The organism is Achromobacter sp. HZ34, assembly GCF_002209485.1.
In the GTDB taxonomy this organism is placed as follows: domain Bacteria; phylum Pseudomonadota; class Gammaproteobacteria; order Burkholderiales; family Burkholderiaceae_B; genus Bordetella_C.
This window is the reverse complement of sequence record NZ_NJIX01000001.1, coordinates 754,541-768,368: the sequence shown is the minus strand read 5'-3', so window position 1 is coordinate 768,368 and position 13,828 is coordinate 754,541. Positions and strand designations below refer to the sequence as shown.

At 65.8% G+C, this 13,828-nt stretch carries 11 protein-coding genes; 7 read left to right on the top strand and 4 right to left on the bottom strand.

The genetic code is table 11. From position 1 onward, the window contains the following. Positions 1-121: 121 nt before the first annotated feature. Positions 122-1,915, top strand: coding sequence for a thiamine pyrophosphate-requiring protein (locus CEY05_RS03230; RefSeq protein WP_088595936.1), 1,794 nt, complete (start codon positions 122-124; stop codon positions 1,913-1,915). Between the two features lie 69 nt (positions 1,916-1,984). Here the strand turns inward: CEY05_RS03230 and CEY05_RS03225 are convergent, their stop codons facing one another. The 4 genes from CEY05_RS03225 to CEY05_RS03210 form a co-directional block, all read right to left on the bottom strand. Then, entirely contained in the window at positions 1,985-2,971 is a 987-nt protein-coding gene (locus CEY05_RS03225; RefSeq protein WP_088595935.1) for a transketolase family protein, read from the bottom strand. After that, positions 2,968-3,822 carry a transketolase gene (locus tag CEY05_RS03220; protein ID WP_088595934.1) on the bottom strand — a complete coding sequence of 285 codons (855 nt, stop codon included), beginning with the start codon at positions 3,820-3,822 and terminating at the stop codon, positions 2,968-2,970. Before CEY05_RS03220 ends, CEY05_RS03225 begins: the two co-directional genes overlap by 4 nt. A gap of 12 nt (positions 3,823-3,834) precedes the next feature. Then, positions 3,835-5,097, bottom strand: a complete 1,263-nt coding sequence (locus CEY05_RS03215) for an aminotransferase class III-fold pyridoxal phosphate-dependent enzyme (protein ID WP_088595933.1) — start codon at positions 5,095-5,097, stop codon at positions 3,835-3,837. Positions 5,098-5,272: 175 nt separating this feature from the next. Then, positions 5,273-6,025, bottom strand: coding sequence for a GntR family transcriptional regulator (locus tag CEY05_RS03210; protein WP_088595932.1), 753 nt, complete (start codon positions 6,023-6,025; stop codon positions 5,273-5,275). Between the two features lie 277 nt (positions 6,026-6,302). Here CEY05_RS03210 and CEY05_RS03205 point away from each other — a divergent pair, with 277 nt between their 5' ends. From CEY05_RS03205 to CEY05_RS03180, 6 genes are read left to right on the top strand one after another with little or no spacing between them, the layout of a single operon-like run. Continuing rightward, positions 6,303-7,868, top strand: a complete 1,566-nt coding sequence (locus tag CEY05_RS03205; RefSeq protein ID WP_088595931.1) for an ABC transporter substrate-binding protein — start codon at positions 6,303-6,305, stop codon at positions 7,866-7,868. 12 nt (positions 7,869-7,880) lie between these two features. Beyond that, positions 7,881-8,828: an ABC transporter permease gene (locus CEY05_RS03200; RefSeq protein WP_198952659.1), complete on the top strand. Its 948-nt coding sequence runs from the start codon at positions 7,881-7,883 to the stop codon at positions 8,826-8,828. Then, positions 8,821-9,774 carry an ABC transporter permease gene (locus CEY05_RS03195; protein WP_088595930.1) on the top strand — a complete coding sequence of 318 codons (954 nt, stop codon included), beginning with the start codon at positions 8,821-8,823 and terminating at the stop codon, positions 9,772-9,774. The genes CEY05_RS03200 and CEY05_RS03195 overlap by 8 nt, the downstream gene beginning before the upstream one ends. Continuing rightward, entirely contained in the window at positions 9,774-10,808 is a 1,035-nt protein-coding gene (locus CEY05_RS03190) for an ABC transporter ATP-binding protein (protein ID WP_088595929.1), read from the top strand. The genes CEY05_RS03195 and CEY05_RS03190 overlap by 1 nt, the downstream gene beginning before the upstream one ends. Continuing rightward, a complete protein-coding gene (locus CEY05_RS03185; RefSeq protein ID WP_088595928.1) occupies positions 10,805-11,908 on the top strand; it encodes an ABC transporter ATP-binding protein in 1,104 nt (367 codons plus the stop codon). The genes CEY05_RS03190 and CEY05_RS03185 overlap by 4 nt, the downstream gene beginning before the upstream one ends. A gap of 12 nt (positions 11,909-11,920) precedes the next feature. Further along, positions 11,921-13,585: a N,N-dimethylformamidase beta subunit family domain-containing protein gene (locus CEY05_RS03180; protein ID WP_088595927.1), complete on the top strand. Its 1,665-nt coding sequence runs from the start codon at positions 11,921-11,923 to the stop codon at positions 13,583-13,585. The last annotated feature ends 243 nt before the right edge of the window (positions 13,586-13,828 follow it).

The following is a 13,828-nucleotide window of genomic DNA, read 5'->3' as shown; positions in this document are numbered from 1 at the left end:
CGTACCTTGGTTCTTGCGAGTCCCAGGGGGGGCGGAACACAAGGGGAACGTGAATTGCGGACGGGCTGCTTTCCGGCGGGCGCCAGCCCATGCCATCCACCTTATCCATCGGGAGTTCCATATGGCTACCACTGTCGGCGATTTTCTGGTTGAACGCTTGCACGCCTGGGGCGTGCGCCGCATCTTTGGCTATCCGGGCGATGGGATCAACGGGGTGTTCGGGGCGCTGCGGCGGGCACAGGGAAAGATCGAATTCGTGCAGGCGCGCCATGAGGAAATGGCGGCGTTCATGGCCAGCGCCCATGCAAAATTTACGGGTGAGCTGGGCGTGTGTATCGCCACGTCGGGCCCCGGCGCGTCCCATCTGCTGACCGGCCTGTATGACGCTCGCATGGACCATGTGCCGGTCCTGGCCATTGCCGGCCAGCAGGCCCGCGCCGCGCTGGGGGGCCACTACCAGCAGGAACTGGATCTGGTCTCGATGTTCAAGGACGTCGCCGGTGCCTTCGTCCAGCAGGCGGTGGTCCCGGGACAGGTGCGCCACCTGGTGGATCGCGCGGTCCGCACGGCGCTGGCGGAACGCAAGGTCACGGCCCTGATCCTGCCCAACGATCTGCAGGAACTGGAATACGAGCCGCCCGGCCGCAAGCACGGCACCGTGCACTCGGGCGTGGGCTACAAGGCACCACGCCTGGTGCCCTACAAGGAAGACCTGGAACGGGCGGCGGAGGTACTGAACGCCGGTAAGAAGGTGGCCATCCTGGTCGGTGCCGGCGCCTTGGGCGCCACCGACGAAGTGATCGCGGTGGCCGACCGGCTGGGCGCCGGTGTCGCCAAGGCCTTGCTGGGCAAGGCGGTGTTGCCGGACGACCAGCCCTGGGTCACGGGCTCCATCGGCCTGCTGGGCACCAAGCCCAGCTACGAAATGATGGAGAACTGCGACACGCTGCTGATGATAGGGTCCGGTTTTCCCTATGCGGAATTCCTGCCCAAGGAAGGCGCCGCGCGCGGGGTGCAGATCGACATCAAGGCCGACATGCTGAGCCTGCGCTATCCGATGGAGGTCAGCCTGGTGGGCGACAGCGCCGAAACGCTGCGCGAACTGCTGCCGCTGCTGGAGCAGAAGACGGAGACCCGTTGGCGCGATGACATCGCCCATTGGACCGGCCGCTGGTGGAAGACCCTGGAGAGGCGCGCGCTGGAACCCGGCCGTGCCGGCGTCAACCCGCAACGTTCGGTCTGGGAACTGTCGCCCCGCACACCAGCCAACGCCATCGTCACCAGCGATTCAGGGTCGGTGGCGAACTGGTATGCCCGCGACCTGAAGGTGCAGCGCGGGATGATGTGCTCGCTGTCCGGCGGCCTGGCATCGATGGGCGCGGCGGTTCCCTATGCCATCGCCGCCAAGTTTGCGTATCAGGACAGGCCGGTCATCGCGTTGGTGGGTGATGGCGCCATGCAGATGAGCAATATGGCCGAACTGATCACGGTGGCCAAATATTGGGAGCAATGGGCCGATCCGCGCTGGATCTGCATGGTGCTGAACAATGGCGACCTCAACCAGGTCACGTGGGAACAGCGGGTGATCAACGGTGATCCGAAATTCGCGGCCTCGCAGGACATTCCGTCGATTGCCTATCACGCCTTCGCCGAGATGATCGGCCTGAAGGGCATCTACGTCGACCAGGACGATATGCTGGGCGCCGCATGGGACGAGGCCTTGCACGCGGACCGTCCCGTGGTCATCGAGGTCAAGGCCGATCCCAGCGTGCCGCCGCTGCCGCCGCACATCACCATGACGCAGGCGCGCGCCTTCGGCAAGGCGCTGCTGCAAGGCGACCCGGAGCAGGGCAATGTAGTGATCGACACTGCGCGGCAGGTACTAGGCAGCGTGCTGCCGGGCAGCGGCTCATAAGGCCGCGCGACTGGGCGTTGCGGCTTCGGCCGCGCAGCCCGGGCCCGCCGCTATTCGAGGCAGCACGGGTCATCCCCGCACTGCTTCGAAGCGCCGCGCGATGCCTTGCTCATCCATGCCGAACTCACGCATCAGATAGGGCGTCGTGGCGCCATACGCGAAAACATCCGGCACCCCCACGCGCGCGAAGCGCAGCGCGCAGCCGTTCTCGGCGATCTGTTCGGCCAACGCCGAACCCAGCCCGCCGATGATGGAATGATTCTCCACGGTCAGCACGGTACCGGCGTCGCGCGCCAGGGCCAGCAGGTCCGGGCTCAGCGGCTTGAGCGTCGTCACGGCCACCACGCCGACGTCGATGCCACGCGCGGCCAGCAACTCGGCCGCGCCTTGCGCCTCGGGCACGCTCAGGCCGCAGGCCAATATCAAGCCATCGCCACCGTCACGCAGCCGCGCATAACCCTGGCCCGCGGCGGGCGCGACCGGCGTGGCCGCCGCATTCTCCCTGGCTCGTGCCAGCCGCAGGTAGACCGGCCCATCGTGCGCCAGGGCCTCGTCGACGGCGGCCGCGATCTGTCCCGGCGCCGGCTCCAGTATGTGCATATTGGGCAAGGCCCGCATCATCGCGATATCGTCGATGGCCTGATGGCTGACGCCCAGCAAGGTGTCCAGCCCCGGGATGAAGCCCACCACCTTGGCGTTCAGGCGGGGATAGGCAATCTGCATCGCCAGCTGGTCATAGGCTCGCCGCGTGGCGAACACGCTGAAGGTATGCACGAAGGGAATGCGGCCGCAGCGGGCCATGCCGCCGGCCATGCCCATCATATTGGCTTCGGCGATGCCCACCTGGAAGAACTGCTCCGGCAGCGCATCGCGCAGCAGATCGGTTTCCGTCGGGCCGCTGAGGTCGGCCGTCAGGGCGACGATACGCGGATCGCGCCGCGCCGCGGCCAGCAGGGCGGAGCCATAGGGCTTGGCGGGCGCGGCGCTCGGGCCGCCTTTGCCTTCAAGGCCGGAACGGTCGGTGAAATCATTGACGGTCAGCGTGGCTGGGTTCATGCGCGGACCTCCTGGGCGTCCAGTTCTTGCAAGGCCCGCTGCGCCGCGTCGGGCGGCAGGCGCAGGTTGTGGCCGAGTATTCCTTCCAACGAGGCCGCTCCCTTGCCGACCAGGGTACGGGCGATGATGCAATGCGGTTGGCCCCGCTCTGTGCGCAGGCGTCCCAGCATCGCCAGGATGGCGTCCATGTCGTTGCCGTCTATCGTTTCCACGCGCCAGCCGAAGGCGCGCCACTTGTCGGCCAGCGGCTCATGCGGCTGCACCTGATCGATATGGCCTTCGACCTGCATGTCGTTGGCATCGATGATCAGGCACAGGTTGTCCAGCCGCCAATTGCCCGCGGCCATGGCCGCTTCCCACACCTGGCCTTCCTGCAACTCGCCATCGCCCAGCATGACGAACACGCGGCTGGCACTGCTTTCCCGCTTGAGCACGGCGGCCATGCCGGTGCCCACCGACAAGCCCTGGCCCAGCGAGCCGCAAGTGGCCTCGATCATGGTGCCAAGGCGTTCAGAGGCATTGATCTCCAGCGGCGAGCCGTCGTCGCAATAGCTATCGAGCAAGGCCGGCTCGAAATAACCGCGCGCCGCCAGCGTGGCATAGAAGATGGCGGTGTTGTGCGCGGTGGACAGGATGAAGCGGTCGCGATCCGGCCAGTCGGGTGTCTGGGGCCGCTGGCGCATTTCACCGAAGTAGAGGGCGGTGAACAGGTCCGCCGCGCCCAGGCCCTGCTGCACATAGCCCTGGCCGGTACGCGCGACCATGCGCACCACTTGTTTGCGCAAGGCCAACGCGATCCTGCGCAGTTCGGCGGCGGACTGGGTCGGTTCAAAATGGAAAGGCGTATCCATGGGAAGGCTTCCTCACAGGTGCGCCGCAAGGCGGGCGCAGGCGTGGTCGGTGACTTGCAAGGCCAGATCGATGTCCTGGGTGCTGTGCGCCAGGCTCAGGAACATATTATGGCGGGGGTGCAGGTAGACGCCTTGCTTGATCGCCTCGGCGCAGAAAAAACTGCTTTTGGCGTAGTCGGTGTCGTCCTCGAACAAGACCGAGGGCAGTTGCACGGGGCCGGTCTGTCTGATGGCCAGGCCGTGGCGGGCCGCCTGCCGCGCCAGCCCATCGCGCAGGCGCTGTCCCACTTCCTCGAAATGGCGGACGGCATCGCTGCTTTGCAGTACGTCCAGCGTGGCCAATGCAGCGGCCATGGCCACGCCGCCCATCCAGAACGAGCCCGTGACGTAGATCTCCTGCGCGGCCGGGCGCCAGGCATCGCTGCCGGTCACCGCCGCCAGGGCGTAGCCGTTGGCGATGGCCTTGCTCCAGGCCGACAAATCGGGACGCACGCCCAGCGCTTCCCAGCTGCCTTGCATGGACAGGCGCAAGCCGGCGCGCACTTCGTCGACGATCAGGGCGGCGCCCTTACGGTCGCATAAGTTGCGGGCGGCCCGCGCGAAGGCGACGGTGGGCAACTCCTGCGGCTGTCCCATGTCGTGGCGGAAGGCGGACACCAGGATGGCGGCCAGGTCGTCGCCCGCTTCACGCACGGCCGCTTCCAGGCTCTCCACGTCGTTGTAGCGGAAGTAGATCAGGTGGGCGCGGTCTTCGGCGGTGACGCCGGCCAGCGACGGCGAACACCAGGGTACCGCGCCGTGATAGGCGCCCTTGGCCAGCACGATCTTGCGCTTGCGTGTACCGGCACGCGCTACCGTCACGGCGGTGGTAGTGGCATCGGTGCCGTTTTTCTGGAAGACGGCCCAGTCCGCGTGGGGCAGCAGGCCGACCAGGCGCTCGGACAGTTCGACCAGGCGGGCCGAGGGCCCGTTCATGCAATCGCCCAGGGCGCCCTGGCGCCTGGCGGCTTCTTCGACGGCCGGATGCTGGTGCCCGACGATGATGGGGCCCCAACTGCACATGAAGTCCAGGTATTCACGGCCATCGACGTCCCACAATCGGCAGCCGTCGGCGCGCGCATAGAACTGCGGATAGCCGGGCGGCAGGATTTTGGCATTCAGGTGGCCGTACATCCCGCCGGGAATCACGCGTGCCGCGCGCTGGCGCAGATCCCGATCGGCTTCATCAACCACACGGCTACTTCCAGGATCCACTTCCTGTGTAAGGGCGGTCATCTCGTTTCCTGTCTGAGCGTTTCAGCTGCTGGGTGCGAACACGATACATGATATATGATGTGTTCGTAAACGGTAAAGCACAGGATGATCCGCGTCTGCACTGCCTTGGAAACGTCAGTCCGGAAGGCGCGAAAACCGTCGCGCCGCCGCCGGTCTGGGATTATTTGCTGGCGCGTCAGTCCCTGGCTGACGGGGCGACCTTGCGTGGCGCGCGCCGCACCGATTTGGTGGAGGATTTCTTGACCGGTTCGATGTCCTTGCCGTCGATGCTGGCAAGGTAGTTGATGAACTGCTCGCCGCCCTCGATCAGGTCCTGTTCGACCGCTGTCTTGAGCGCCTGCGGATTGCGAGCCCTGATGGCCGCGATGATCTGCTGGTGCTGGTGGTCGCCGTGGTAGGTGGGGTGGCCATGCGGATACAGGTAATTCAGCAGCGGCCCGGCCTGCACCCACAGGCGTTCGAGGATGTCCGTCAATTGCCCCATGCCGGAGCGGCGATAGAGCAGGAAGTGAAAATCGAAATTCGACTGCACCGCCTGCGGATAGTCCTTGTCCAGTTCGGCCTGGACCAGCGTGGCGTGCGTGCGTTCGAGGTCGGCGAGGAAGGCGGCGTCGACGTGGGGCAGGGCTTCGACCGCGGCCATGGGTTCGAGCAGCAGGCGCAGGCGGCGGATCTCCATGTACTCGGCCAGCGACAGGCGCCGGGTCAGGAAATAGTAGCCCGCCTTCATCTCGATGGCGCCGTCGTTGGCCAGCAGCAGGATGGCTTCGCGCACGGGCGTTTCGCTGACTTCCAGGTCGGCGGCGATTTCCTTGATCTTCAGGCGCTCGCCAGGCTGGAAACGGCCGGACATCAGGCGGTCGCGCAGGGTGCGGTACACCTGGCCGGTAAGGCTGGTACGGGTGACGGACGTTTGCTCGATTGCCATGGTGTGTGCTTGTGAAACGTAGCGCTATTGTAGGGAGGTGGGCAGACTGCGACAGCTTGCAGTAAGACAGACCGGTCACGCCGGGCGCCCGCAAGCTTGCCGCCGGCTCCATCGCCTCAAGGAAGTGTGTCCGAGCGCAGCCCCGGACACACCCCCGATTCTGCTGTTGGCGAAGCACCAGACCTAGTAGAACTACTGATATCGACCCAGGTTGTAAAAACACCATATATTATATATCGTGTTCGCTAGGTCGTTCTAAACCGCAAGGGGTTCAAGCATGGTTCTGCAACGCACACTGACTATCGCGGCGCTCTCCGGCGCGCTATCCCTGGTCGCGGCGGTACCGACGGCCAAAGTGGCCCAGGCGGCGGACGACGTGCCGAAGAAGGGCGGCACGCTGGTCTACGCCGACCTGTCCGGTCCCAACACGCTGGACCCCCAGGTGGCGGCCAGCATGGTCGACCTGGAAGTGGTCCACCATCTGTACGAAGGGCTGGTGGCCATGGACGGCAAGTACAACGCCAAGCCCATGCTGGCGCGCGAGGCCAAGGCCAGCGACGACAACAAGACCTACACCTTCATCCTGCGCAAGGGCGTCAACTTCCATAACGGCAAGGTCATGACGTCGGCCGACGTCAAGGCCACCTTCGAACGTTATGCCCGCGTCAGCCCCAACAAGTCCGTGCTCGACGATGTGGCGGACTACGAGACGCCGGACGCCGATACCTTCATCATTCATCTCAAGCATCCCAATGCCGTCTTCCTGGATGTGCTGAAGACGCCCGTCTATCCCTTCGTGATCCTGCCGGCCGAAGAAAAAGACAAGCCGGCGCGCGGCGTGGATGTCATCGGCACCGGGCCGTTCAAGCTGGGGCAGTGGGTCAAGGACAGCTACCTGACGCTGCAGCGCTTCGACAAGTACAGCGCCGACGACAGCGCCAGCGGGCCCGATGGTCTGGCCGGCAAGCGCACGGCTTACGTGGACACGGTGCGTTTCAACTTCGTGCCTGAAGCCAATGCCCGCGTCGCGGCCATGCAGACGGGCGAGGCCGTGTTCACCGCCGCCATCGCGCCGGAATTGCTGGCGCGCCTGAAGCCGATGAAATACCTGGAGTCGTTCACGACGTATCCGGCCTGCCAGCAGTATTTCATCGTCAATACGCAGCAGCCGCCCACCGACAAGGTGGAGGTACGCCAGGCGATACGCACGGCGGTGCATGTCGACGACATCATGAAAGTGATAGGCGCGTCGCGCAAGAATCATTCGATGGTCTATCCGGACGGGCCCTATTACGGGGGCGAGGTCACCGACGGGCGCTACAACCAGAATGATCCGAAGAAAGCCGGCGAGCTGCTCAAGCAGGCCGGCTATCAGAACGAAGCCATCGTGCTGCAGACCAATAACAACTACGACTACATGCGCGATGCCTTGCTGGTGCTGTCGGAGCAGTTGAAGAAGGCCGGCATGAACGCCAAGATGGACATCACCGACTGGACCACCAATGCGTCCAATATGCAGTCGGGCAAGGGCAACTGGAACCTGTCGACCACCACCTTCTGCGCCAACCCCTTGCTGGGGCCGCAGCAGTGGCAAGCAATGATCTACAACTTCCCGCACGTCAAGAACGACAAGGTGCTGGACGACGCCTACGACACGTTCTACAAGACGTCTGACCTGGCCGGCCGCAAGGCAGCCTGGCTGACCATCGAGCAGCGCGTGCTGGACCAGGCTTACATGATCAAGGTGGCCGACCGCGGCAACGTCCAGGTCATCAACACGCGCAAGGCGGGCGGCTTCGAGCCGTATTACTTGAATCACTTCTGGAACGTCTGGCTCAAGTAAGGACCAACGGCCATGTACCGCAACGTGTCCGCGCGGATTGCCCAGGCAGTGCCTGTAATGTTGATCGTGGCGATCCTGACCTTCTTCCTGATGCATATGCTGCCCGGCGACCCGGCCGTCATCATCGCCGGCGACCAGGCCGGGCCGGATGCCGTGGCCGCGATCCGCCACGGCCTGGGGCTGGACCGGCCGCTGCCGGAGCAGCTGTGGCTATGGCTCACGCACCTGGCGCATGGCAACTTCGGTGATTCGCTGGTGTTGAACCAGCCGGTGCTGCAGGCGGTGACCGAGCGTCTGCCGGTGACGCTTTCGCTGGCGCTGGTGGCCTTCATCATCACGGTGCCGGTGGGCGTGGGCCTGGGCATGGTGGCCGCGTACTGGCGCAATTCCTGGCTGGATTCCGCCGTCATGGGCTTCGCGCTGCTGGGAGTCTCGGTGCCCAGTTTCTGGGTGGGCACCATCTCGGTGATTCTTTTCAGCGTCAATCTGGGTTGGCTGCCGACGGCCGGTTATGTGCCGATCGCCGAAGGGGGCTTCGGTGAATGGTTCGCCGCGCTGGTACAGCCGGCTATTGTGCTGGCCTTGTTCCAGATCGGTTTCCTGGCGCGCATGACGCGTTCCGAAATGTTGGAAATCCTCGACCAGGATTTCGTCCGGACCGCGCGCGCCAAGGGGGTGTCGGAGTTCGCCACGGTGGGCAAGCATGCCTTCCGCAATACGCTGGTGTCGGTGGTGACGGTGGGGGGCTACATCCTCAGCTTGCTGATCGGCGGATCGGTCGTGGTGGAGCAGGTGTTCGCTTTGCCGGGCGTGGGGCGCCTGCTGGTGCAGGCCATCATGTCGCGCGATTACCCCACGGTGCAGGGCACCATGCTGCTGCTGGGCTTCGCCTTCGTGTTGATCAATGTGCTGATCGATGTGCTCTACACCTATCTGGATCCGCGGGTGCGCTATGACTGATGCCGTCATCGACAAGGCGAAACGCAGCCAGACCCAGGAGCACGACCTGGCCCAGGCCCTGGCACAGAGCCAAACCCATGGCCAGCTTGAACTCACGCCCGCGCAACCGCGTACCCGCGTGCTCAAGCGCCTGTGGCGGCATCGCTCCTTCCGCATCGGTGCCGTGGTGCTGCTGCTGATCGTCGCCGCCGCGCTGTTGGCACCCTTCATCAGCTCGGGCGATCCGCTGTCCATGCAGATCGTCAATCGCTTCCATGCGCCGTCGGCTGAATTGCCCTTCGGGGCCGACCAATACGGCCGCGACGTCTACACCCGGGTGCTGTATGGCGCGCGGCTGTCGCTGTGGATAGGCTTCAGCGTGGCCATCCTGTCGGCCATCGGCGGCGCGGTGGTGGGCATGATGGCGGGCTATTTCTCCCGGCTGGATTCCATCCTGATGCGTTTCATGGATGCGCTGCTGGCCTTTCCCGCCATCCTGCTGGCCATCGGCATCAATGCCGTGCTGGGGCCGCAGGTGCATAGCGTCATCATCGCCCTGTCCTGTGCGTACGTGCCGCGCACCGCCCGTATCGTGCGCGCGTCGGTGCTGGTGATCCGGCGGCTTGACTATGTCGACGCCGCGCGCATCAGCGGCGCCGGGGCCTGGCGCATCCTTACGCGGCACATCCTGCCCAACACGCTCGCGCCCTTGCTGGTGTCGCTGACCTTCGTGTTCGCGTATGCCATCCTGGCCGAAGCGACGCTCAGCTACCTGGGCATCGGGCCACCGCCGCCCACGCCCAGCTGGGGCAACATCATCGCGGAAGGGCGCGACTACGCCGTGGAGTCGTGGTGGATCATGCTGTTTCCCGGGCTGGCCATCAGCCTGTCGGCGCTGGCCATCAATCTGCTGGGCGACGGGCTGCGCGATGTCCTGGACCCGCGCCTGAAAGTGGAGGGCAACTGATGGCGCTGCTGGAAGTCGAGAACCTGAACGTGGATTTTCGCGGGGACGGCGGCTGGACGCGCGCGGTCAGCGACGTCAGTTTTGCCGTGGGGGAGAATGCGTCGCTGGGCATCGTCGGTGAATCGGGCAGCGGCAAGAGTGTATGTGCGCTGTCCATCCTGCGCCTGCATCATCGGCGCATGTCGCGCATGCCCGACTCGCATATCCGCTATGCCGGCCGCGACCTGCTGACGCTGTCCAATCGGGAATTGCGCCAGGTGCGGGGAGCGGAAATCGCCATGATCTTCCAGGACCCCATGACGTCGCTGAATCCGGTGCTGACCATCGCCGACCAGATCGGCGAGACGCTGCGCATCCACCAGGGCATGGACCGGACGGCGGCGCGCCGGCGCGCGGTGGAACTGCTGGACATGGTGCGTATCCCGGACGCGGCGCGGCGCGTCGATGAATACCCGCATCGCCTGTCGGGCGGCATGCGCCAGCGCGTGATGATCGCCATGGCCATCGCCTGCCGGCCGCGCCTGCTGATTGCCGATGAGCCCACCACCGCACTGGATGTCACCATCCAGGCGCAGATCATGCAGTTGTTGCGCGAACTGCAGGCGGAGATCGGCATGTCCGTGATCCTGATCTCGCACGATCTGGGGCTGGTCGCCGAGTTCGTGCAGCGCGTCGTGGTGATGTATGCGGGGCACGTGGTGGAGGAGGCGGCCGCGGCCGACATCTTCAGCCGTCCACTGCATCCCTATACCGAAGGCCTGATGCGCGCGATTCCCAAGCTGGATCATGAGGCGCGGCGCCTGCCTGCCATCCCGGGCAATATCCCCGCGGCGGGCAACTGGCCGCAGGGCTGCCGGTTCAGCCCCCGCTGCGGCCTGGCCGAGCCGGCCTGTCGGACGGCGCCGGTGCCGCTGGAAAGCCTGGATGGCGCTGGACGCACGGTGGATCCGGCGGGTACGCCAGACCGCCGGCTGCTGCGCTGTCCACCACGGCGCGCCATGCTGCAGGCGGACGCGCAGGAGGCCACCGCATGAGCCAGGCACCGGAAGTTCAAGCCCCCGCAGTTCAAGCCCACGTCGTTCAAGCCACCGCGGTTCAAGCCACCGCGGTTCAAGCACCGGCGGTTCAAGCACCGGCGGTTCACGCACCCATTGTCCAGGTCGACGGCCTGACGCGCGATTTCAAGCTCGGACGCAGCGCCGGCCACGCCGTGCTGCGCGCCGTCGATAACGTCAGTTTCGACATCGGCCTGGGCGAGACGCTGGGCCTGGTGGGCGAATCCGGCTCCGGCAAGTCGACCATAGGCCGCATGATGATAGGCCTGCTGCCGCCGTCGGCGGGCGACATCCGCCTGTTCGGCAATTCCATCGCGGGCAAGGCAGGCCCCGGCAATCTGAAGGCGGTACGGCACCGCCTGCAATTCGTCTTCCAGGATCCATACTCATCGCTGAACCCCCGCATGCGGGTAGGCGATGCCGTGGCCGAACCGATCGACATCGCCGGCAAGCTGGATAGCAAGGCCCGGGCGGAACGCATCGCCGAACTGTTCGACATGGTGGGTTTGCCGCCGTCCTTCGCCAGCCGTTTCCCGCACGAGTTCTCAGGGGGGCAGCGCCAGCGTATCGTCATCGCCCGCGCGCTGGCGCTGAATCCTGACTTCGTCGTGTGCGACGAGGCGGTGGCGTCGCTGGATGTGTCCATGCAGGCGCAGATCGTCAACCTGCTGATGGATCTGCAGGACAAGCTGGGCCTCAGCTACCTGTTCATCGCCCACGATCTGGCGCTGGTGCGGGCCATCTCGCAGCGGGTGGCCGTGCTGTACGCCGGCGAGGTGGTGGAGATAGGCGAGAAGCGCGCGCTTTACGCCCGGCCCCGCCACCCGTACACCCAGGCCCTGCTGCAGGCCGTGCCCAGGCCCGAGGTGGGCCGGCCGCGCCAGCCGCCCATCAAGGGCGAATTGCTGAGCGTGCTGAACAAGCCCGCGGGTTGCAGCCTGGCCCCACGCTGTCCGCATGCCGCCGAACGTTGCCGCGTGGAAAAGCCGCGCCTGCGCGAAGTCGAAGCGGGGTGGCAGGTTGCCTGCCATTTCCATGAAACCATCACCCCGGCCGTGCCGGGATCCTCCTCACTGTAAGGAATCCGAGTCATGTCTCGCGCCCGTCCGGAGTTCGGTGCCTTCAACCAGCGTCCTCGTCCCACCAGTGTCATGCATCCGGACCAGGGATGGCATGTGTCGCACTGGTACGAGGCGCCGCGCGAGGATCCCGCCTTGCCCGAGGTGTATGTCTATACGGACGCGATGTCGTACGCGCCGGGCGATACGGTGGTCTTCCACGGATCGAGCACGGCGCCCCGCTTCAGCCTGGAGATCTGGCGCGACGGCGTGACACCGGACTGCGTGCATGCGCGCGACGAGCTGGCGGGTGAGTTCGCGCCCATGCCGCCGCAGGCGTATCGCAACGGCTGTGGCTGGCCCGAAGTGCATCGCTGGACGGTGCCGGGGGATGCGGCCAGCGGTTTCTATCGGGTGGCCGCCTGGTGCGCGCGGGCCGATGGATCGCGCTTCCTGCAGCACCATTTCTTCGTCGTGCGTCCCGCCGCGGCCCAGCCCCGGCAGAAAGGGCGCTTCCTGTTCCTGCTGTCCACCTCGACCTGGACGGCCTATAACGACTGGGGCGGCGCCAATTCCTACGACGGCATCGATGGGCCGAACGGCAAGCAGTTCTCGCCCGTGCTGAGCACGCTACGGCCCTGGACCCGTGGACTGGTGTGGCTGCCGCCAGGCGCGCCACGCCTGTGCGACGAGGTACCGCGCGCGGCCGGCGACGCGCCCCGTTATCCCACCAAGGAATGGGCTTACACCAATGGCTACGCCCAGTATTACGCGTCGTCCGGCTGGGCCCAGTTCGAGCGCCATTTCGCCATCTGGGCCGAGCGCGAGGGCTATGCTTTCGATCTGATTACGCAGACCGACCTGCATTACCGCCCCGAGTTGCTCGACGCCTACGGCACCGTGGTGATCGCCGGCCATGACGAGTACTGGACGCGCCAGATGCGCGAAGCCATCGATCGCCACGTGGACGGAGGCGGCCGGGTGGCGCGCTTCGCGGGTAACTTCATGTGGCAGATCCGCCTGGAAGACGAGGGCGGGCGCCAGGTCTGCTACAAGGCGCGCGCCGACACAGAGGATCCGGTGGCGGGCGGGCCGGACAACACCTACCTGACGGGCGCCTGGGAGCAGCAGTCCGTGAACTGGCCGGGCGCCACGACTTTCGGTGTCAATGGCTGGCGCGGCACCTATTCGTCCTGGGGCGGTTTCGCGCCGCGCGCCAGCAAGGGCTTCACGGTGTATCGCCCGCGCCATTGGGCCTTCGCCGGCCTGGACATGCATTACGGCGACGTGCTCGGAGCGGAAGCGGGCATCTTCGCCTATGAGGTGGACGGGGTGGAATACACCTTCCGCCATGGCCTGCCTTACCCGACCTACGAGGACGGCGTGCCGCAAGGCACGGAGATCCTGGCGCTGTCGCCGGCCGTGCACGACGAGGAAATGCACGATGGCGAGGGCTTCCGCTATTACATCAAGGCCGACGGCGCGGCGCGCCGTACCATGGCCCTGTGCGGCGACGACAGTCCGGAAGCGATCGAGCGCTACAAATACGGTTGCGGCGTCATCGTGTCGTTCACCCGCGGCAAGGGCGAAGTGTTCACCGCGGGCAGCTGCGAATGGATCATGGGCCTGACCCGCAATTGCGCCTACACCCAGGGCATCACGCGCAATGTGCTGAACCGCTTCCTGGCGGCGGGTTAGAGGCGCCATCCTTCGTCACCCCGGAGCGGGCCCCAGCCTGCCGTTGCCGCGGCGGCGCTACCCCGCGCCGTGCCCCGCCGCTGTGCCGCCGCGCGCCAAGGCGGCGCATTTCATGGTGCATCGCCATAAGGGACGGTGCATCGCGGGATTGTTCAGGCGGATCGATAAAAGCATTGGATTTTTTCATTTGTGCGGCCTTTCGCCCCGCGGCGATAGTTGAGGCAAGGAACACCCCGGCGCGCG